General features: G+C 39.6%; 23 protein-coding genes and 1 tRNA gene. 10 read left to right on the top strand and 14 right to left on the bottom strand.

The annotated features are described in order from the left end of the window. Nucleotides 1–16: 16 nt before the first annotated feature. Together BMY70_RS03020 and BMY70_RS03015 are read left to right on the top strand one after the other, a co-directional pair. On the top strand, nucleotides 17–541 hold the full coding sequence (locus BMY70_RS03020; protein ID WP_090331796.1) for a DUF6265 family protein: 525 nt from the start codon (nucleotides 17–19) through the stop codon (nucleotides 539–541). Nucleotides 542–598: 57 nt separating this feature from the next. Next, a complete protein-coding gene (locus BMY70_RS03015; RefSeq protein WP_090331793.1) occupies nucleotides 599–1,120 on the top strand; it encodes a DinB family protein in 522 nt (173 codons plus the stop codon). 56 nt (nucleotides 1,121–1,176) lie between these two features. Here BMY70_RS03015 and BMY70_RS03010 read toward each other — a convergent pair whose 3' ends face one another. Both BMY70_RS03010 and BMY70_RS03005 read right to left on the bottom strand, forming a co-directional pair. After that, nucleotides 1,177–3,186 carry a thioredoxin domain-containing protein gene (locus tag BMY70_RS03010; RefSeq protein WP_090331791.1) on the bottom strand — a complete coding sequence of 670 codons (2,010 nt, stop codon included), beginning with the start codon at nucleotides 3,184–3,186 and terminating at the stop codon, nucleotides 1,177–1,179. After that, nucleotides 3,186–4,844, bottom strand: coding sequence for a T9SS type A sorting domain-containing protein (locus BMY70_RS03005; protein WP_090331789.1), 1,659 nt, complete (start codon nucleotides 4,842–4,844; stop codon nucleotides 3,186–3,188). Before BMY70_RS03005 ends, BMY70_RS03010 begins: the two co-directional genes overlap by 1 nt. Nucleotides 4,845–4,985: 141 nt before the next feature. On the opposite strand from BMY70_RS03005, the gene BMY70_RS03000 reads away from it, so the two are divergent. The 3 genes from BMY70_RS03000 (at nucleotide 4,986) to BMY70_RS02990 (ending at nucleotide 6,932) form a co-directional block, all read left to right on the top strand. After that, entirely contained in the window at nucleotides 4,986–5,441 is a 456-nt protein-coding gene (locus BMY70_RS03000) for a hypothetical protein (RefSeq protein ID WP_090331787.1), read from the top strand. 78 nt (nucleotides 5,442–5,519) lie between these two features. Next, complete coding sequence (locus BMY70_RS02995; RefSeq protein WP_090331785.1) at nucleotides 5,520–6,836, top strand: MFS transporter; 1,317 nt, start codon at nucleotides 5,520–5,522, stop codon at nucleotides 6,834–6,836. Between the two features lie 21 nt (nucleotides 6,837–6,857). Next, a tRNA-Val gene (locus BMY70_RS02990) sits at nucleotides 6,858–6,932 on the top strand. A gap of 94 nt (nucleotides 6,933–7,026) precedes the next feature. Here BMY70_RS02990 and BMY70_RS02985 read toward each other — a convergent pair. The 9 genes from BMY70_RS02985 to BMY70_RS31065 all read right to left on the bottom strand — a co-directional run bounded on the left by BMY70_RS02985 (nucleotide 7,027) and on the right by BMY70_RS31065 (nucleotide 13,465). Next, nucleotides 7,027–7,407 carry a hypothetical protein gene (locus tag BMY70_RS02985; protein ID WP_090331783.1) on the bottom strand — a complete coding sequence of 127 codons (381 nt, stop codon included), beginning with the start codon at nucleotides 7,405–7,407 and terminating at the stop codon, nucleotides 7,027–7,029. Nucleotides 7,408–7,785: 378 nt separating this feature from the next. Continuing rightward, entirely contained in the window at nucleotides 7,786–8,388 is a 603-nt protein-coding gene (locus tag BMY70_RS02980; protein WP_090331781.1) for a hypothetical protein, read from the bottom strand. Nucleotides 8,389–8,393: 5 nt separating this feature from the next. After that, nucleotides 8,394–9,125 (bottom strand): Ig-like domain-containing protein, encoded by a 732-nt coding sequence (locus BMY70_RS02975; protein WP_177196944.1) that lies wholly within the window; start codon nucleotides 9,123–9,125, stop codon nucleotides 8,394–8,396. An 85-nt stretch (nucleotides 9,126–9,210) separates the two neighbouring features. Then, nucleotides 9,211–9,933 carry a hypothetical protein gene (locus BMY70_RS02970; protein ID WP_090331778.1) on the bottom strand — a complete coding sequence of 241 codons (723 nt, stop codon included), beginning with the start codon at nucleotides 9,931–9,933 and terminating at the stop codon, nucleotides 9,211–9,213. Nucleotides 9,934–9,941: 8 nt separating this feature from the next. Then, a complete protein-coding gene (locus BMY70_RS02965) occupies nucleotides 9,942–10,538 on the bottom strand; it encodes a S24 family peptidase (protein ID WP_090331776.1) in 597 nt (198 codons plus the stop codon). Nucleotides 10,539–10,542: 4 nt separating this feature from the next. Beyond that, the gene (locus BMY70_RS02960) at nucleotides 10,543–10,761 is read right to left on the bottom strand and encodes a hypothetical protein (protein WP_090331774.1); all 219 of its coding nucleotides are present in this window, start codon (nucleotides 10,759–10,761) and stop codon (nucleotides 10,543–10,545) included. Nucleotides 10,762–11,039: 278 nt separating this feature from the next. Further along, nucleotides 11,040–11,741 (bottom strand): IS21-like element helper ATPase IstB, encoded by a 702-nt coding sequence (gene istB, locus BMY70_RS02955; RefSeq protein WP_218148560.1) that lies wholly within the window; start codon nucleotides 11,739–11,741, stop codon nucleotides 11,040–11,042. An 85-nt stretch (nucleotides 11,742–11,826) separates the two neighbouring features. Beyond that, entirely contained in the window at nucleotides 11,827–12,969 is a 1,143-nt protein-coding gene (locus tag BMY70_RS02950) for a Mu transposase domain-containing protein (RefSeq protein WP_229209482.1), read from the bottom strand. Between the two features lie 19 nt (nucleotides 12,970–12,988). Continuing rightward, a complete protein-coding gene (locus BMY70_RS31065; RefSeq protein WP_218148558.1) occupies nucleotides 12,989–13,465 on the bottom strand; it encodes a helix-turn-helix domain-containing protein in 477 nt (158 codons plus the stop codon). Nucleotides 13,466–13,469: 4 nt separating this feature from the next. Here BMY70_RS31065 and BMY70_RS31440 point away from each other — a divergent pair, with 4 nt between their 5' ends. Beyond that, entirely contained in the window at nucleotides 13,470–13,598 is a 129-nt protein-coding gene (locus BMY70_RS31440) for a hypothetical protein (protein WP_262485733.1), read from the top strand. A gap of 11 nt (nucleotides 13,599–13,609) precedes the next feature. Here BMY70_RS31440 and BMY70_RS02945 read toward each other — a convergent pair whose 3' ends face one another. Next, nucleotides 13,610–14,035, bottom strand: a complete 426-nt coding sequence (locus BMY70_RS02945) for a tyrosine-type recombinase/integrase (protein ID WP_090331772.1) — start codon at nucleotides 14,033–14,035, stop codon at nucleotides 13,610–13,612. Next, entirely contained in the window at nucleotides 13,995–14,750 is a 756-nt protein-coding gene (locus BMY70_RS02940) for a tyrosine-type recombinase/integrase (RefSeq protein ID WP_090331770.1), read from the bottom strand. Before BMY70_RS02940 ends, BMY70_RS02945 begins: the two co-directional genes overlap by 41 nt. A 343-nt stretch (nucleotides 14,751–15,093) precedes the next feature. On the opposite strand from BMY70_RS02940, the gene BMY70_RS02935 reads away from it, so the two are divergent. From BMY70_RS02935 to BMY70_RS02925, 3 genes are all read left to right on the top strand, one after another. Next, nucleotides 15,094–15,510: a hypothetical protein gene (locus BMY70_RS02935; RefSeq protein ID WP_090331768.1), complete on the top strand. Its 417-nt coding sequence runs from the start codon at nucleotides 15,094–15,096 to the stop codon at nucleotides 15,508–15,510. A 24-nt stretch (nucleotides 15,511–15,534) separates the two neighbouring features. Next, a complete protein-coding gene (locus BMY70_RS02930) occupies nucleotides 15,535–15,909 on the top strand; it encodes a hypothetical protein (protein WP_090331767.1) in 375 nt (124 codons plus the stop codon). A 431-nt stretch (nucleotides 15,910–16,340) separates the two neighbouring features. Continuing rightward, nucleotides 16,341–16,739 carry a response regulator gene (locus tag BMY70_RS02925; protein WP_090331765.1) on the top strand — a complete coding sequence of 133 codons (399 nt, stop codon included), beginning with the start codon at nucleotides 16,341–16,343 and terminating at the stop codon, nucleotides 16,737–16,739. Nucleotides 16,740–16,754: 15 nt separating this feature from the next. Here the strand turns inward: BMY70_RS02925 and BMY70_RS02920 are convergent, their stop codons facing one another. Next, a complete protein-coding gene (locus BMY70_RS02920; protein ID WP_090331763.1) occupies nucleotides 16,755–17,390 on the bottom strand; it encodes an NUDIX hydrolase in 636 nt (211 codons plus the stop codon). A 310-nt stretch (nucleotides 17,391–17,700) separates the two neighbouring features. Between BMY70_RS02920 and BMY70_RS02915 the strand changes: the two genes are divergently transcribed. Then, on the top strand, nucleotides 17,701–18,603 hold the full coding sequence (locus tag BMY70_RS02915; RefSeq protein WP_090331761.1) for a bestrophin family protein: 903 nt from the start codon (nucleotides 17,701–17,703) through the stop codon (nucleotides 18,601–18,603). Nucleotides 18,604–18,627: the final 24 nt, after the last annotated feature.

The following is an 18,627-nucleotide window of genomic DNA, read 5'->3' as shown; positions in this document are numbered from 1 at the left end:
AAAATGGATAATTTTTATGATTTTAATTATTAAACCAATTTTCGCACGGCTTTGTCTGGCACTGCTGATCTTGTTTTCTTGTGCGTATCAAACCCAAGCTCAGGGATCATCATTTTCAAAAATGGATTTTCGGCAACTGCATAACTTGCTGGGTGTCTGGAAGACTGAAAAAAAGAACGGCACTTTATTTGAATCCTGGGACAAAGCAGGAAGTAATTTGCTTGCAGGAAAAAGCTTTAAAATCGTTTCAGGTGATACCATTGTGCTGGAAAGGGTAAGGCTGGCTCAAGAAGAAAATCTCAGGATTGTTTATGCTGTCCGCGTAGACGGCCAGAACAACGGAGAGGAAACTTTATTTTATTTGAAAAAAGTTACCGGTAGTGACTATATTTTTGAAAATTTGCAGCACGATTTTCCAAAAAGGATCGTGTATACAATTCCGAAAAACAATATGCTGCATGCATATATCGAGGGAGAAATACAGGGCAAGACGCAAAGATCAGATTTTAATTATATCCGGGTTGTTTTTAAAACTAAATAAATCTCACCGCACTTATGGTTTTTTGTTTTTAATATTGAAGTAAAAAAGCCCAAATTAATGAAGAAATCAAACATTGAGCCAATGCCGGCGTTTTTTGACCGGTATATAAATCTGGTTGAAGACATAGATATCGCCGAGGCATTCAGCAAATATTCTCCGGAGAAGATTTATGAAGCAACTGATAAATTAACGGCATTAGGCGATCAGGCATACGCGCCTGCAAAGTGGACAGTTAAGGACATTTTACAACATGTGATCGACAACGAGAGAATCATGAGTTATCGCGCACTTCGTTTTTCGCGCAACGATAACACCGTTCTTCCAGGTTACGAAGAAGAGCTCCTGGCAGCGAACACCATGGCGAATGAACGTACTGTGGCCGATCTGATGGAAGAATTCTCCTTTGTTAGAAAATCGACTGAGCTTTTGTTCAAAAATATGGATAACGAGATGATTCTTAGAAGTGGCATTGCTTACAAAAGTGAAATTTCTGCTCTGGCGCTTGGTTTTGTAATCATCGGTCATGCCATTCATCACATGAATATTATTCAGGAACGTTATTTTCCACTCTTAAAATAATTGAAAAGAGGCAGCTGATTCCAATTCAGCTGCCTCTTTTGGGCGTCATCAAAAGATCAGGCGAGCTGTTCAAGTGCTTTTTCAACCGAGGTCACAGGCAGCTGGCAGGTTTTATCATAGCAGATATAAATTGCCGTTTGTCCGTTTAGCGGAGTTCTGTTTTCAAGTAGTGGTAGCTTTGATGATGTTTTTGTACCTGCCACAATTTTGTTAGGAACAAAAAAACGATCGAAATCTTTTCTCAGATCATCCGCATTTTCCCCGACGATAATTACTTCGGCAGTTGGCGTTACGCGCTGACAGTAAAGCGCGCCCCAGTTAGTCACCCATTGTACATCAGTCAGAATAATCTTGCTCATTTTGGCAAGCATCTGATCAGAAAGATCCAGAAAATCTGATCGGTCAAGCATTTTTCCGAGCACGTAAAGATTCTGCGCCATAACAGAATTTGAAGCAGGGATCACATTATCGAAAAGCTCTTTTTTTCTGGCAATAAGTGCTTCTGCTTCACTGTCTGTAAAGTAGAAATAACCTTCCGAGCTATCGTAAAAATTAGTAATTGTATACTCGCAAAGTGCGGTAGCTTCCCGAAGCCATTTTTCTTCAAATGTTATCTGATACAAGCCCAGATAGCCCTCAATAACAGCAGCATAATCTTCGAGAAATGCTGTTATGCTGGCTTTCCCATTTTTATAACTATGCCATAATCTATTGTGTTGAGTCATTTTTTCTGAAACAAAATGCCCCGTTGTAACAGCTAGTTGGCGAATTTTTTCGTCGCCTGTTGCCTGATATGCGGTAGTCAGACCTTTAATCAGCAGGCCATTCCAGGAAGCCAGAATTTTGTCATCAAGCCCTGGCCTGATACGAGACGCTCGCGCTACAAAGAATTTTTTTAGTGCATTTTGATACTTCTCCTCAAAATGCTCCTCGTAAACACCCGCAGCTTTTGCTGTTTGGGCCACATAATTCGTCAGGTGTAAATGATTGTAGCCATCCTCCCAGTTCCCGTGTGCGCTGATGTTGTATAATTTAGCAAACCATTCAAAGTCTTCCCCCAGGATTTCTTTCAATTCTGCTTTTTTCCATATATAGAACTTACCCTCAACTCCTTCGCTGTCAGCATCAAGCGCAGAATAAAAGCCGCCTTCACTGCTCAGCATTTCGTTTTCGAGCCACGAAATTGTCTGATGAATCCTTTCTGAATATAGTGTATTTTGGGTCAACGCGTAGCCTTCGGAAAAAATGCCTAAGAGCTGTGCATTATCGTAAAGCATTTTTTCAAAATGGGGGATAAACCATTCGTCGTCAACAGAGTATCTTGCCCATCCGCCGCCAACGTGATCGTAAATACCTCCAAGGGCAATTCTGTTTAGTGTCAATTCGATTTGTGCCAGCGCTTCCGGGTTCTGTGTGATATCGAAATAACGAAGCAGAAATTTATAAATCGAAGGCATAGGGAATTTTGGAGCGCGGTCCATTCCACCTTTTACAGTATCAAAATTCTGCTTTAATTTTTCGAACATTTCGTCCAGCGCTTCCACCGTGTAACCATCTGACGAAGAAGTCAGCCCATATTTTTTTATGTCAGACTGGACCATATTTTCAACAAATCCTTCGGCGGAACTGGCAAGGTCATCGTAGTGATTGACAAAAGCATTGTTGACACTTTTCAGAAGCTGCACCCAATTCTGCGGTGGCAGGTATGTTACCCCATAGAAAGGTTTCGAATCAGGTAAAAGAAAAACATTCAGCGGCCATCCACCACGTGTTCCCATAGCCTGAAGCGAATCCATATAGACCGCATCTACATCCGGACGCTCCTCACGATCCACTTTAATGCAGACAAAATACTCATTCATAATATCCGCCACGTTGTCATGTTCAAAGCTTTCGCGTTCCATAACATGGCACCAGTGACAGGCAGAATAGCCAATACTCACCAGAATCGGTTTGTTTTCAGTTTTGGCCTTTTGCAGCGCCAGATCGCCCCATGGGTACCAATCCACTGGGTTATTAGCGTGCTGCAATAAATAGGGGCTGGTTTCCTGACTAAGACGGTTCATTATTTGGTGATGATTATTTTCTGAGTAATGGTTTTATTTCTGCTTTTAAAACGGGCGAAGTACAATCCCGTACTCAAAGACGGCAATACGATCGGCAGGTCCGTTTCTCCAACCAGCGATTGAAATGTCTGTTCTAAAATGACCGTGCCATTCTTGTCAAGCAACGCGAATTCTACCTCTGTATTACCGTTAATTCCGATCATACGAACTTTGGAACTGGAAGTTGCTGCCGGATTTGGATATAAAAATGCTTCGGTAATCGTAGGCTCCGTAGAAGAATTGTCCTGGCTAAGATCAAATTTGCAAAGAAAAACTTCCTTTCCTTTTAGTTTAATGGTTTTGACCCATTTTTGATGTGAAAGCGTGATACTAGTCTCAGCATTATCCGCGGCATAGGGGTTTTGAGCCGCCACCAGAATATGTCCATCTTTGACAACGCCGCGCCATACCGGTCTTTTAGAAGTCATAAGATCTCTGGCAGAGGTCGGGATTACAAGTTCATAATTTCCTTCGAACATATCTTTAAACTCAGAAAGACGGTAAAGTCCGTAGATAAAATGTTCGTAGGTGGTATAATTCTCGTTACGTGAGGTTTCATAGAAGCTGTTTTCCCAAAGCCAAAGCCCTTTTGCACCTGAAAAGAATGGAAAAATGGCAGTTGCCTGCGCTTGAAATGGCTGGATAAGCGGGACAGTCGGATCAAAACTATCATGAATCCGCATCCAGACAAAAGGAATGATCGGCTTGTCGCTCCAAGCTTTATTGACCTCGATTTGGAATAACAAATAGGTTAGATAATCCTTACCGATCGGACTTTCATAGCCATAATAATAGTAAGGCGATGGTGTTAGTCCATTCATTGCATTATAAAAAGTGCCGCCAAATTTTCCAGAGTTGTCCTGAGTGAGATAATGTGTTCTTGCCAGATTGGTAGTCCAATCCTGCCAGCTATTACTTTCAATATTCAGCCAGGTAGCTCTTACAGGAACATCGCTGTAACTGGTTACAGTAGTCGAGGGATCTAGTCCTTTGCTTTTCAAATGATTGATCGCTTCGGTATACCACCACCGAATATCTCTTTTGTAAGTTGTAAGAAAGTCTGCATCAGATAAATTTCGATAAGTTGCAGGAATGACAGGGTTAGCCTTTAATCTCAAAATGTCACGGTCTTCTGTCAGCATTCTTTCTACGTCAAGGCAAATTACATCCGCTTTTGGCACTCCCGTTCCGTATGAATCATTAAAGGTATTGGCCATGTTGGTGATATACTGGTCCCAAAGTCTTTTGTAAGTTACCGTATCATTTCCCCAGGGACTTCTGATCGCGTCCATACCCCATGGCTGATTCTCTGCAATCGTGGCGACACTATTCCATAACATCGCCCGGTTTTTCGCAGGAAGAGTATTTCCTTCATTACCGCTGAACAAAGCAAGATGACTAAAACCATGTTTCAAAGGAGCGGATTCAGTATCACCAAAGCGTGGGCCATTATAAATAATCTTAAACGGTAATGTGAATTCAGGAAACTTTCCCCACTCAATTTTATTATTTGTTGTGACCGGTGTATAAGTGTAGGAAGGCTGGCAATCCTGCGCAAAACAATGGACTGAGCTGATTATCAATAGAATAATTTTAATGTGTAAAGTTTTTGATGACATATTTGTGTGCTCTTCGATAAGAATTGATGAAACAAATCGTTAATTTTGCAATACCAGCCTTAAAACAGCTAATTTAACTATTTTAAGATTCCGACTAGGAATGGCTGGCTTAGCCAAACCTGTTACTTTAAAAACGCAAAAATGAATCGATTAATTAATCTTGTTGCCGTATTTGCCATTTTATTTCTGCTGGGTTCTTGCAGTAAAGATAGTGACGATCCTGCGATGCCGACGGAAAAGAGCAAAATTCTTGTAAATTATCCGTGGCGGATGACTTCGGTTACTGACCTAAGCGGGAAGACTATTGCAACTTCTTTGCTTAATATGGAAACCAAAGCCATTGCAGAATATATGGATATTCAGTTTCAGGCAAACAATGTGACTAAAGCATTGGAACGCAACACGAGCCAGGTTTTAAATGGCGGGACTTGGTATCTAATTGATGATTCTACCACGCTGGATATCGCCGTAAGCGGTTTTTCCGGGAAATTTACTGTTGCAGAACTTACAAACAGCAAACTTAGATTGAAAAGAGTAATGCCGGTAGGTGGCGTTGATACAGAAACCTACATGGTCTTCGAGCCGGTGATTAAATAAAACAGCCTTTGTAAATATTGTAAGAAAAGCGGCGGATATAATCTGCCGCTTTTCTTATTTTGCAGCAAAATTTCTTCTATGCAAAAAAATAATCCCAAGATAATAAATGCCTGGTGTATGTACGACTGGGCTAATTCAGTTCATGCCCTGGTTATTGTTTCCAGCATCTTTCCCGTTTATTTTTCAGCTGCAGCGATGAACGCATCTGCGGGAACCGGCGTTGTAAGTTTCTTCGGATTACAGATTAAGAGTTCTGTTTTATTTTCCTATACCGTTTCTGCGTCTTTTTTGTTTACCGCACTACTGATCCCCATTTGCACCGCAATTGCGGATTTTACTGGTCACAAGAAAAGGTTTATGAAGTTCTTTTGTTATTTGGGGGCAATCAGCTGCATGTTGCTTTTTTTCTTCACAAAAGATACGCTCAATTTTTCTGTTCTAATATTTGCGCTCAGCTTGATTGGATGGAGTGGGAGCATTGTTTTCTATGATTCCTATCTGCCCGAAATTGCAACAGAAGATAATTTCGACCGGTACAGCGCCAGAGGATTTTCAATGGGATACTTGGGAAGCGTTCTGTTGCTTTTGTTTAATTTGAGTATGGTCCTGGCGCCCTCGTTTTACGGTATCTCTGATAAAGCGATGCCAGCCAGAATTTCATTTTTTACAGTTGGTGTCTGGTGGATCTTGTTTGCGCAAATTCCGTTTCGGTATCTTCCGTCAAATTATGAGGGAAGAAAACCTGTAAAAAACTGGCTTTTCAACGGGTTTTCAGAACTTGGCAAGGTTTATCGCGAACTTCGAAAGCAGCCCTATCTTGCTAAATTCCTCCTGGCGTTTTTCGTCTATACCATGGGGTTAAGAACGGTGATGTACGTGGCGACAATTTTTGGCGCGACGGAATTGAAGCTGCCATCTCAAAGTCTGATTATTACGGTTCTATTGATTCAGCTTGTGGGGATTGCCGGTTCTTACTTTTTCGCCTGGATCTCGTCTCAAATCGGAAACATTTATGCGCTTATGATCGGTGTGGCCATCTGGATCGCCATTTGTGCAGGCGCTTATTACACTACAGAAGCCAATGAATTTTATGTCGTTGCCTGTGCAGTTGGAATGGTTATGGGCGGAATCCAATCCCTTTCCAGAGCGACTTATTCAAAGTTGATTCCTGAAAATACCGTTGACACAGCTTCATTTTTTAGTTTTTATGACGTGACGGAAAAATCAGCAATTATGATTGGAACATTTATTTACGGAGCCGTCGAACAACTGACTGGAAGTATGCGTAACAGCATTCTGGCTTTGCTTTTTATATTTGTCATCGGTCTGATCCTGCTTTCCAGAATCCCATCTCAAAAAGTTTACCGTTTTGGATTGCAGACAAAAGCAAATTGACATATATTTGAGATTACAAAGAGGATGTTAGCTCAGTTGGTTCAGAGTGCCGCCTTGACAGGGCGGAGGTCAGCGGTTCGAGCCCGCTACGTCCTACAAATAAAAAATGAATCTAGCTGAATATCAGATTTTTATATTCGAATTTGCTTATTTGAAGGAACTATGCAGGATATTATTGAAAAACTTCTTTTTAATTAATCATTTCACCTTCTCCTGTTAGTAGCCAATGTGCTGAAATGCCGAAATCATCTACCAGGTAAAAAAGATAGATAACTGGTAACGCAAACTTCTCCGGATCCGCTTTTAGCTTTGAAAAATTGCCATGATTAATTCCGTATTTTTTTACAAAGTCATAGGTGCTTTTAATTTTTGGACCATCGGTGCTATTTAATAAAAAGTTGAATGCCTGAAAAAATCTGGAATGGATTGCCTGTGTTTCCGGTATTAGTTTGGTAGGATTTCTTTGTCTCAATACAGCAGCTGATTCTGCTTTTTTCTCTGGAGAAATTTTTGGACGTCCACGGCCTCTGGTTGGTTGGCCTTCTGGTGCGTTTTCGGAAATGTTTGTCATGGCTTAAATTTTTAGTAATTTTAATTGTTCAATCACACACACTATAATTAATTACTTCAATGGGTTAATACTGATGAAAATCTTTTCTAAACCTTTCCCTACAGGAATCGCTGGTTAGAAATTCCAATGGAAAAGTTACTGGAACAATCCGTCGGTTATTTTCAGGCGATGAAAAGATCTGCGAAATTTACACAGCCAGAAAGTCTAGATTCCGGAACATCGATGTTGCCGATCTTTTAAACTCCAATTTAAATATGCTTCGGGATGCTACTTTGGATAAGCGCAAGGAAGCTACTGATGTTTCCAATCACCGATATTATTTTTTCAGTTTGTTCGGGTATAAGTGGCTTTATAACTTCAAGTTCTGGAAGTAGTTTTTCAATTCTTCCTATGAATTTTAGTTTTTACATTGTCAATTTCTTTACTATTATGAATTACGCTAGCGCTATCACTTTTTTTGTGTTCCATATACTTCCTTTTGTTTTCTGTTTTACTGCCGGTTTCACTATTGGCGGGTATCGAGGATTCAATCAGGGGCTTCGAGCCAGGAAATGAATCTTTTTGACTTGGGCCTATTGCATATCCAATTGCGAACCCTGATGCCCCAACTGCTATCAATAATGTAATAATTCCACCCAATAATGCCTCATTGCTCAATGTACCAAGTACATTGCTTGCTGCTTTTGAATCTACAAAAACGCCATTTGTCTCAATGTAATAAATGTAGTTGTCGATCAATCTTATTGCTAAATCATTGCTGAATTGATTCCTGTTCAATTCTTTGTTTTCAATATACAACAAGGAATATCGGAAATTTGATGTATTATTAAGAGCCTTATACTGAGCCGAATTCTCGCCAAGGTATAATTTGGTCATATCATTTAGTTGTTGCAACCATTGCATACCAGGATGAGGTGAATACCTATCAATACGCGCTTTGTGTAACTGATATGCTCTGATGGCTCTACTTTTCTTTGACATGATTTTTATTTGCTTCTTAAGTTCTCAGGATCGGGAAGCTGTATTCTCCTAATTTTATCGGGTACATTGTTATATTGGTAGTAAGTTGCATTGTATCCAATATATTCATCATGCTCGTAGAATATGGCCAGGGTTTTCTCGTCATTTACGTAGGCTATTTTCCCGCGAATATTTTCTTTGATAGGATACCTTTCATTATAAAATGTCGCAAACTTTGCAGCATTGGAAGCCATATTCGCTAGTGTATAATTAAAAAGCAAGACTGCATTCGCTAATTTTCCATTTTCAAAAAAATAACCCACTCGCCTTAATGACTCATTATCGCGCTCGAAATAAATCCAGTAATCACCTGCAAATAAAACTTCCCCTGTTTCTCTGGCTCTGATTGCAGGTAAATCAAGACTAAAATCCAGAATAGGTTCAACAACAAAAGTGTTGTATGGCGTGACTGTAACATTGCTTTCAACAGTTTGCCCGTTGCCATTTGCTATAATTTTAGTTTGGCCAATTTTTCTCGCTTTAAAAAGGCCATTACCATCGACTGTGCCTACTTTTTCATTTGATGACGTCCATTTAAATTTGGATGGAGCTATATCTTCTTTGCCTTTTTTAATTGCAAACTGATGTACATTGTCATAATTTAATTCAATGCTTGGAGCATCAATAGTTGCTGGTCCGCGATCTTTGCACCCCAGAAACAATAAGACAATGAGGATATGTGGTATTAAATTTTTCACTTTGTTGAGTTTATTCTTACTTTTTAAATTCTCCTGATACAAAATACTTCTCCACTACTTTTTCCGCCGCGGCTATGAAGTTGAATTACATTTTTGAGTTAATAAATTCTATTAATTTACTTGTTGCTTCCTCAAAGGACTTTGTTAAACGAGATTTGGCGGTCGCATGACCAAATGTGTTGAATGCTCCCTTCAAAGATTCTATTTCTTTCTGTCCCTTTACTCCATCATTTGAAGTCTTTACAAAATACCTAGTCTCGGTATGCCAAGCGCCTGGATAAAAAGTAGCATCGTAAGCATCAATACTAATTGATACTCCATTGGAGGAACCTAGCGCATCAATTTCAGTTTCTACAAACGAAATATTGCCGCTGGTTTCTTTACCTAATAGGTTTTTTACCAATTCTACGAGTTCTTTGCTGGTAAATTCAACTACGCTTTTTTTAACTGGTTCTTTTCTGTTATCTGCGATATAAACTTTTGTCTTTTCTTTTAACTCTAATTTAGGGAGTTCAATTTTTTTTGTTGATGGTCCCCAGATGAACATTTTCTTATTTCTATTGTCTGAAACTTTGAAAATCTCCTCTTCACCATTGGAATATGTTATTCCAGATAATTCAGCTTTTTTCTTTGAGTAAGTAGGCCCGTCTTGGAAATCAAACTTTTTATATTTTACTTCATCGACTGTCACTTCAAGGACCTTTGCTTTAATTTGAACACCATCTTTTTGGTTAATCATGTCTTGGGCGTGAAGCGCAACCTGTGAAAATATTAATCCAACGAAGGTTAATAAGGAGAGTTTTTTCATTTTTTAGATTATCTGAATTTTTCGATTTTAATTACATTGTATAACTCGTAAACATCTTTCAAGTTCAAATCAAAATCCGGATAAATCATTTTGTCGTCGTTGTAGGAGACACAATGAATCACTCCATTTTCTACATCATGGGCGGAAATGTGTTTAATAATGATGCCGCCGTCATGTACGATTATCCATTCTTTATAATCATGAATGTGTAATTTGTACTTCCACATTTCCTGGTGTAGTTGCCGACCAATGGCTATGTCGCCTTCTTGAATAGCATATTTTTTATCGCAATCCATACTGTCACCCTTGACTTCAAAGGCTCTGTAGGTTCCATTATGAAAGTTTTTCACTGACGTTTGTAAGGAGGGGAGTTCTTTTAGGTATTCGGCTTGGCTGAATCCAGCCAGATACCCTGCGTAAGCTTTTTGGCTTACAAGTTTTACGGTTAGTAAATAGTTGTTATCGGATATAACAGAATACTCATTTCCGTTTTTCGAAGTAAATGTTTCGTAGTCTCCGTCAATAAAGCCGAGGTCAATTGCATTTGATTCTATATTTTCCTTAGCAAGCATTTGCTGACGTTCGTCTTTTGTAAAACCTGACATATTTTCAAACCACCCCCCCCTTTAGCATTTCCCCTTCACCAAGTAGAAGCCATTCCAAGTTCAAATTTGGGTGCTTCATAGAGATATTCTCTAAGGTCGCCCTTGAAATAGATTTTTTGATATTATTAATATATCCATTAGACAATCCTAATTGAATTTCGAATTGTCTAGTGCTGATTTTTTTTAAATGAATATATTCTTTAAGTCTTTCTTTTACAGACATTTAAATAATTAATTAAAAAAATATAGAAAAAAGTTCTATAAAAACTTGCAGAGTGTAGAGCTTAGTTCTGTATTTGTACAAGTGATAGCAATCAAAGACAAATAACATTAGCAAATGTAGTGAAATGGATAAAGAAACCCACAAAAGGCTACTTAAGCTGGGTATTTCGGAGAAGTTGACCACCTGATTCCGTGGCAAATTGACCACCTAATTAACTGGCGGCCGGTAGTAGAAAATGCTAGTAGAAGCGATTCAAAATTAGTAAATAAAAGTTATAATTATTCGTAGCTATTTTCGAGCTCCGTTTTTCGTTTTCTTCTCATTGATTCGCCCTTTAATTCAACCCTGTGTGCATCATGTACGATACGATCTAAAATGGCATCAGCAATGGTTTTTTCTCCTATTACTTCATGCCACTTGCTGACAGGCAACTGAGAAGTTATTATCAGGGATGTTTTTCCGTGCCTGTCTTCTATGATTTCCATCAGTGCTGCCCGGCTCTGGGCATCGAAAGGCTGGATACCAAAGTCGTCCAGGATAAGCAGTTGCTGCCGTTCTATCTTTGTAATCTCTTTGATGTAAGATCCATCCGCCTTGGCCATTTTGAGTTTGGCAAACAATTTGGGAGTACTGGCATACATTACGCGGTAGCCAAGTATGCATGCCTGATGACCAATCGCAGATGCTACATAGCTTTTACCGATTCCGGTACTGCCTGTGATCAATAGGTTTTCATTTCGGCCAATAAAGGAGCATTCTGCCAGGCGCATGATCTGATTACGGTCAATACTTCTATCAGCATGATAGTGGATATTTTCGACCATGGCCTTATAGCGGAACCGTGCGTACAAGATCTGGCGTTCGACCCGGCGGTTATTTCTGTCATCCCATTCAGCGTCAACCAGATGGGCTAAAAGCTCATCCGCCGTGTAGTCATTAGTCTTTCCACTTTCCAGGCTACTTTTAAAGGCATGGAACATGCCGTAAAACCGGGTCGCCGGTGCGATTTAGCTTGCGTAACTTTTCCAAAGTGTTTGTGTTCATTTTTATTAATTGTTTAAAGGATTATTGATAATAGTCTTCGCCTCTGATATTATCGTGTTTGGGCATGGGTAATTCGTCTGCAAACAGGCTGTCTTCATATTGATCCATATTTTTTTCCAGTATAGTCTGGATTGTTTTATAGTTGTAGATACCATAGCTTAAAGCCCTTTGGCACGCGCTGATCAGGCGTTGTTCACCAGCTTTCTTCGCAAAAGAGAGGATACCAATACAGGAGCGGTAGGCCTGTTCGGGATGCTGTTTGCGGTCCAGGATTTTAAGAATATACAACCTGACATCTTCATGGATCGAGGAAGCCCACTCCAGGAATCGATCTGGTGTCCAGTCCGTTACGAAGCGGTGTGTACTGGCCAGATGTTCTTTATCGGTAGAATAATTATAGGGACTTTTAAGCCTTTTATGAAGGGCGATACGTTCGTAATGATAATATGCTTCAACCACAGAATTGGAATACAACAACTTGACTTTCTTGCCGATAAACCGGTACGGGACACTATAATAGTGCTTGTCAACGCTCAGGCAGACATGCCCGTTCTTCATTACAGTGGCATGTAGCTGCTTTTTGAACTCGTAATGCAGGATCGGAAGCGGGGCCAGAGCACTGCGCTCAATTTCTTCAAACTGGAGTCTGCGACTGTAATTACGGCCCCGAAGCAGTTGGTTATTATGAGCCTCGAGAGCAATCAATATAGCTGCGTTTAACTCTGTCAGTGAGTTGTAAACCTGCTTTCTTAAAGGCGCATAAATGCGACTGTAAACGATTTTGACAGCACCTTCCACCGCCCGGCGGCCCGGCAACGCCTTATCTCTTGGCCGGTAAGCGCGTGTAGGTAATATTGTAGTCCCATAATGATCAGCAAAATCGGCAAAGGCCTCGTTCAGTGTAGGTTCGTATTTGTTGCTTTTTATAACAGCAGCTTTAAGCGGGGCCGCCCGGCGGTTATCCGGAACAATTGCTGCCGGCACACCACCGATATAATGAAGTGCATTCTCGCAAGCTGCGATCAGATCTTCTTTTTGCTGGCTGCTAACTGCTTCCACGTAAGTGAGCTGACTCGCTCCCAGGATAGCCACAAACACTTCAACCTCAGTTAATTCACCAGTCTCTTTATCTACGATACCTAATTTAACGCCTGCAAAATCGATGTACAGCTTATCGCCGGCCTTATGGTCCTGCCGGGTCGCCGGTGCGATGCATCACAGGGTTAACGCGGGCCTTCCATTTGGTCAGATGAAAGCAAAACTGGCCGGGCCGCCGGGCGGTATAAGCAAACCCTTCCGGAAATTCCCTTTTATAGGCTTCCCAAAGCATATGACGGGTAACACCTGTCCGTTTTAATTCTTTATCTATTTGCGGAAAACAACGTTGCAGATTCAACAATCTGTCTTGCGGTGGCTGCTGTTTAACAGTTCCGAAAAAGTCATCCAGCTCTTTATCATTCAGGCTGTTGATCTGTTCAAAGGTAAGTCCGCTCGCATCAAAAGTGGCCATGTACTTCTTAGCGGTATTGCGGGAAACACCTGTCTGTTCCGCTATCCAGAGCTTGCTGCGGCCCTGGCTGTACATCCGTAAAATCTGTCTTATTTTGCTCATGCTGATTGTCGAATTGGCCATACCTTTTACACGATTGGTTCGTGCCAAAAATATGGTTGATTCTACAGCATTTTCTAATCTCTCAGGTGGTCAGTTTACTCCGGAATCAAGTGGTCAGTTTGATCCGAAATGGGGTGGTCAATTTCGCCCGGAATCAGGTGGTCAGTTTAAACCGAATTGAGGTGGTCAGTTTCACCGAATTTTCCATGCTTTTTCAGCAAATGAGTGTCGGGAGGTATGAAATGTTATTGGAGATTCCAGTTCAATTTTATCAGAGATAATTTTTAAGTTATTATTTACCTGGGCTGTGTGAGAACTAATTGCATTAAAAAGTTTTTTTCTCAGCTCAAAGCTCATTTTCTTTTTTTCCTGGTAAGTTATATATTCTGCAAATTCTGTGTCGTTGTCTAAAACTGGGAAAAAGTAATGTTTTGGATCTGCCTCTTTATCATAATAGATAGCCAATATTTTAAGTGCCTTTTTGTTTAAAGGAATACTTTTGATGTGACCGGTTTTGTCCATTTCATATTCCAGACGGCCTGATTTGATATTCAGATTCCTAAGTTGAAGTAAATCTTTAATCCTGATTCCGGCATTGTAATAAGAGAACAAGTACATATTTCTGCTTAAATGGCCAATTGATCTTTCGATCAGTTCTTAGCTCTAAATTTTCAAGCTTTTCAATCTGTTCATCCGTAAGACGTTGCTTTTTAGAAGGAAGCTCTCTTAGTGTTTTAAGCGCCCTGAATGGATCAATGTCAATTATGCCATTTCGCAAGGCAACCTTAAAAGCATGATGTATCCTGGCCATATTGTTATTGATACTGACATTATTTAAGCCTTTATCGAGAAGAAAAATCTTAAACCGCTGAACATGAAAAGTATCAACATCTTTAAGGCGGACCTCACCTCCTACAAATTCTTTAAATCTAAGTAATTTGGATTTTGTCCCCTTCCAATGGATATAGGAGTTTTCAGACTCCATATCTTTAAGGAATGATTCGAAATAGGCTTTAATTGTTAGTTGTGAAGTATTATCATCTGTGTTTTTCTTATTAATCCTGGCAATCACAGATTCCCCGGATTCCGATATCAACTTTGCTGTTGATTTCAATTCTTCGATTTTGTGCTCGATATCTGCATATTTTGCATGTTTCGGATTGGTATTCCTTACCCATTTTCCCCATTTAGCTTTATTATTGAAATGTTCTTTTGGAATGGCGATTTCCGTATTTATTTTCTTTTTAACTCTGTTTTCAGTAATTCTAATGTAAATAATGTACAGTCCGTGTTTATTAGGACGTACATTTAATTCCAGATTAAACGTGATCATAATTGAAGGAATAATTGCAGGAACAAATAGTATTATATAACATATTATGGATATATGTAATATCAAATATAAGATATTTTCAGTATCAAAAGTCGATTTAAGGATAAACCACGTATGTTTTCATAAAATTATTGTTGTGACGCTACGTCCTACGGAAATAATGAGAGCTGTAATAATCTGTATTACAGCTCTTTTGTTATCTATTTCTGCTAATTTTCTCCTTGTACTGCTCTAAAAAGCACGGTTAACTTTTTACCGTTAACTCAATTCACAAAGAAATTATGTCTGTTCTTACCGGGGAAAATGTATCTTTTGAAGATTCAATTGAAACATTTTTTATTTCATGGAAATATTTATCGATCGTATTGCGAAGTTAATTAAGGAAAAATGGAAGAACGTAGCATTCATCAGCTCCACACGAATTCCCGAATTCGAAGAGATGGATATAGTAAGACTTATCGTCCATTACGATCCTGCCTGGTTTGTGACAATATTTTTGCCCACCAGTGATGTGGTCATTATATCTTATGGAAATGTGGATTCAGCAAGTGAGCTGCCGCACATCATCCTGAATTATGACCATATCAGTTCAAAGAAATACTTTAAAACATATCCTACGAAGTATTTACTGATAACCGATAGCGAAAATGATAATAAGTACCTGACTGAGTATTACAATAAAGACAGGGTTAAACTCGCTACGGCGGAAGTAACGGTTGAAGACCTGGTTTATCACCTTGGGCTGGAATTGGCGAAATAGATTCTGTTACCTAATTTCACGCTCATGCAGCGACCAACACCTGACCAGCTTTTGAATTTCTTTCAGTCGGATTTTTTCCCGGCGACGGGCATCGACTACGAACTTGTAATAAGTCAGTTTTATGAACGGTTTGATCCACAGTTTGACCAGGCAGTTTTTAATGGAATCGGGATACATATCGATCGAATCGTCAGAGAGCCTTTTGTGATTGAAGAGGGAGAGGCGCTCGAAACTAAAACGACCGTACATTTTCAATTTCTGAAAAATCCAGGTGAAGTATTTTCGTTTATCTTGTGGGGAGAAATCGAAGAACAACCGTTTTTTGCATCGTCCCAAGAAGAATTGCTCGATTTTTTTGAATTTCGCTTCCGGCGATTTCAGAAATTCTTAAATCGTTAGCAGCTCTGCGGTCGCTGAATGGTTGCTACTGCCTGATGCAATTCTTTCGCCAGCTATTTATGTTTGGCAGTCCGAGACAAATTTTCTGTTTGTCTCAATGCTTTTATACAATCGATGGCATCCATGTAAGGCATACTCCAATCCATGAAAATAAAATCAGGAGCGGGAATTTACTGGCTGCTTATAAGGTCAATAGCTTCCCGGCAATTAAAAGCATAGTTTCAGACAGAATCCGGGAATGCCGAATTTAATGCATTTGCGAACATAAAGTGATCGTCCTGATCATCATCAATCAGCTGAAAGGTCAGCTTTTTAATAGCCGGAATGTTACAAATTGATATTCAGTCTAAATAGCTCAAAAAATAATTCCTAAGGGAATTATTACTAATTTTGCGAAAACATATCTTTTCATTTAGAGAGTTTTATACGAAATGGACGAAAATAAGACAGTTCATCTCGCGGATGATGACGAGGATGATAGGATGTTGCTGAGGGAAGCTTTCGAAGAAGCCAATCCAGGTGTGAATGTAGTGGAGTCCGAAAACGGACGGGAGCTAATAGACAACATAAAAAATTCAGACGATCTTTCGGATACGGTCGTTGTGATGGATATGAATATGCCTCAAATGAACGGACTGGAGGCAATTGAAGCCATGAAGTCTGATCCTGAGCTTGCGGAAATTCCGACCGTAATGCTTTCAACTTCAGATAATCCGGAACTTGCTAAAAAAGCTTTGGAAGCAGGTGCTGATGAATTTATTACGAAACCAAATAATTTTAGAGCACTTATTGATATCGCGAAGAGAATTTTCGGAAAGTTTTTCGCATAGAGGTCTTCTAAATTGTTAGTCGCAATAGGCGGGCAGGTTGGGATCGGCCGCAAATTTAAAGATCATTTCCAGCTGGGACAATGTCACTCTGTATCTTGAGAGGGATAGGTTTGAAACATCAGCAAATTTTATCCAGGAAGCTTCCGAGGTTTCCGTCGTTTGTTGCAAAAGTTCTCCGCCTGAAACTTCACAAAGAATAAAAAATTTGTATACATACCACGGCTGATGCGGATGATCATGCCTGCTCTTATCAAAAACAGCCAGTAAACGTTTTGCTTTCACTTCCAGTCCAGTTTCTTCCCAGGTTTCTTTCTCGGCAACCTGGAACGGCGTATAGCCAACATCCGCCCATCCACCAGGAACAGTCCACTTGTTATCGTCCATTTTTTCCTGCACCATCAGCAACTCTTCATTATTCCTGAAAATAACTGCCCGGATATCTACTTTTGGTGTAACATAACCGTGGTCTTCCGGGAAAAGTTGAATGATCTGAGCAACGGTAACGTCACTGATTTTTGCCAGCATCTGAAAACTAATATCGCGGATATTTTCGTAGCGCTCCCTGTCGTAGGTGGGTGGATTATAAGAAAGTCCGGTTTGCGATAGTGCTATGATCTTCTGAAATGCAAATAAAAAGTCGGTTGAAGTCATCGGTATTAATCAGCCATTGATTTATTAAAATTACTCAATTTATATATCGTAATAGCGGGTTTTTAAAGAGAAAAGCAAACATAATCAAAAGGCAATCATTTATTACCTAAGGTGTCCGATACTTCGTTTTTCTCAAAATTAAGGACGATGGACTTTAAGCACAGTAATTGAATTTATAGCGAAAAACCGGTTTGGAGCAGTTTTTTTGTTTTTTAGTTGGAGTAAACAGATTTTTAGTGGGTCCTTTAAACTACATTGGTATAATATTTTCAAATTCGTCTGAACTCATTACTATTAATAATTTACCGGAATGTACGTTAAGGAAGTTTTTTCCATTTGGCGCCTTTTAAAAGGCATCTGGCCGGGTGTGCTTGCTGTTACAGCCTATGCTGCGCTTGTTTTTTATTTATACCAGTACCAGGACTGGCACTTTCTTGTTTTTCCACTTTCTATCATTTCTATTGTCGGAACGGCGCTTTCACTTTTACTCGGTTTTAGAACAAATTCCGCTTATGACCGCTGGTGGGAAGCGCGTAAATCCTGGGGTGCTATTGTGAACGATAGCAGGACGCTTATACGGCAGTCGCTTTCATTTATCAAAACAGAACCCGATGAAAAAAAAGCAATAGTTGAGAATATTACCCATCTGCAAATTGCTTGGTGTTATGCGCTTTGTAACAGTCTACGTCGTGATTCAGTATTAGTTAATGCTCATTTGCATCTTACGGAGCAGGAACTGGATTATGTGGCCCGTCACGATAATATTCCCAATGCAATACTTTTCCTCATTCAGGAGAGGTTGAATTATGCCTATGATAAACAATATTTAAACACTTTATTCTTTCAAAATATAGATGATACTTTAAGCCGTCTGTGTGATTCGATGGGACAATGTGAAAGAATTAAGAACACAATTTTCCCAACGCAGTACAGTTTCTTCGTACATTTTATAATTTTTCTTTTCACCCTGATCCTACCAATGGGGCTTATCGAAAGTCTGGGGAGAATAGCCATTCCTATCACGTTTTTAATATCATTCCTTTTCTTTTATGTAGAAGGAATTTCTTACATTATGCAAAGTCCTTTCGAAGGAAACCATAATGATATCCCGATGACTTCGCTCTCCAGGACGATCGAAATCAATCTTCTACAACTTATCGATGCGCCATTGATTCCGGATAAGATTTTACCTAAGGATGGGTATGTGATGTAAAAATCATTCGGGAAATTTTGATTT

The sequence above is a fragment of the Dyadobacter koreensis genome (assembly GCF_900108855.1).
GTDB lineage: Bacteria > Bacteroidota > Bacteroidia > Cytophagales > Spirosomataceae > Dyadobacter > Dyadobacter koreensis.
This window is presented reverse-complemented; position numbering and strand designations above follow the sequence as displayed.

Bases quoted from the DNA above. Each gene is read 5' to 3' on its own strand.
- BMY70_RS03020 (WP_090331796.1), top strand. From the start codon at position 17: ATGATTTTAATTATTAAACCAATTTTCGCACGGCTTTGTCTGGCACTG.
- BMY70_RS03015 (WP_090331793.1), top strand. From the start codon at position 599: ATGAAGAAATCAAACATTGAGCCAATGCCGGCGTTTTTTGACCGGTAT.
- BMY70_RS03010 (WP_090331791.1), bottom strand. From the start codon at position 3,186: ATGAACCGTCTTAGTCAGGAAACCAGCCCCTATTTATTGCAGCACGCT.
- BMY70_RS03005 (WP_090331789.1), bottom strand. From the start codon at position 4,844: ATGTCATCAAAAACTTTACACATTAAAATTATTCTATTGATAATCAGC.
- BMY70_RS03000 (WP_090331787.1), top strand. From the start codon at position 4,986: ATGAATCGATTAATTAATCTTGTTGCCGTATTTGCCATTTTATTTCTG.
- BMY70_RS02995 (WP_090331785.1), top strand. From the start codon at position 5,520: ATGCAAAAAAATAATCCCAAGATAATAAATGCCTGGTGTATGTACGAC.
- BMY70_RS02985 (WP_090331783.1), bottom strand. From the start codon at position 7,407: ATGACAAACATTTCCGAAAACGCACCAGAAGGCCAACCAACCAGAGGC.
- BMY70_RS02980 (WP_090331781.1), bottom strand. From the start codon at position 8,388: ATGTCAAAGAAAAGTAGAGCCATCAGAGCATATCAGTTACACAAAGCG.
- BMY70_RS02970 (WP_090331778.1), bottom strand. From the start codon at position 9,933: ATGAAAAAACTCTCCTTATTAACCTTCGTTGGATTAATATTTTCACAG.
- BMY70_RS02965 (WP_090331776.1), bottom strand. From the start codon at position 10,538: ATGTCAGGTTTTACAAAAGACGAACGTCAGCAAATGCTTGCTAAGGAA.
- BMY70_RS02960 (WP_090331774.1), bottom strand. From the start codon at position 10,761: ATGTCTGTAAAAGAAAGACTTAAAGAATATATTCATTTAAAAAAAATC.
- istB (WP_218148560.1), bottom strand. From the start codon at position 11,741: ATGTTCCATGCCTTTAAAAGTAGCCTGGAAAGTGGAAAGACTAATGAC.
- BMY70_RS31440 (WP_262485733.1), top strand. From the start codon at position 13,470: ATGGTTGATTCTACAGCATTTTCTAATCTCTCAGGTGGTCAGTTTACT.
- BMY70_RS02945 (WP_090331772.1), bottom strand. From the start codon at position 14,035: ATGTACTTGTTCTCTTATTACAATGCCGGAATCAGGATTAAAGATTTA.
- BMY70_RS02940 (WP_090331770.1), bottom strand. From the start codon at position 14,750: ATGATCACGTTTAATCTGGAATTAAATGTACGTCCTAATAAACACGGA.
- BMY70_RS02935 (WP_090331768.1), top strand. From the start codon at position 15,094: ATGGAAATATTTATCGATCGTATTGCGAAGTTAATTAAGGAAAAATGG.
- BMY70_RS02930 (WP_090331767.1), top strand. From the start codon at position 15,535: ATGCAGCGACCAACACCTGACCAGCTTTTGAATTTCTTTCAGTCGGAT.
- BMY70_RS02925 (WP_090331765.1), top strand. From the start codon at position 16,341: ATGGACGAAAATAAGACAGTTCATCTCGCGGATGATGACGAGGATGAT.
- BMY70_RS02920 (WP_090331763.1), bottom strand. From the start codon at position 17,390: ATGACTTCAACCGACTTTTTATTTGCATTTCAGAAGATCATAGCACTA.
- BMY70_RS02915 (WP_090331761.1), top strand. From the start codon at position 17,701: ATGTACGTTAAGGAAGTTTTTTCCATTTGGCGCCTTTTAAAAGGCATC.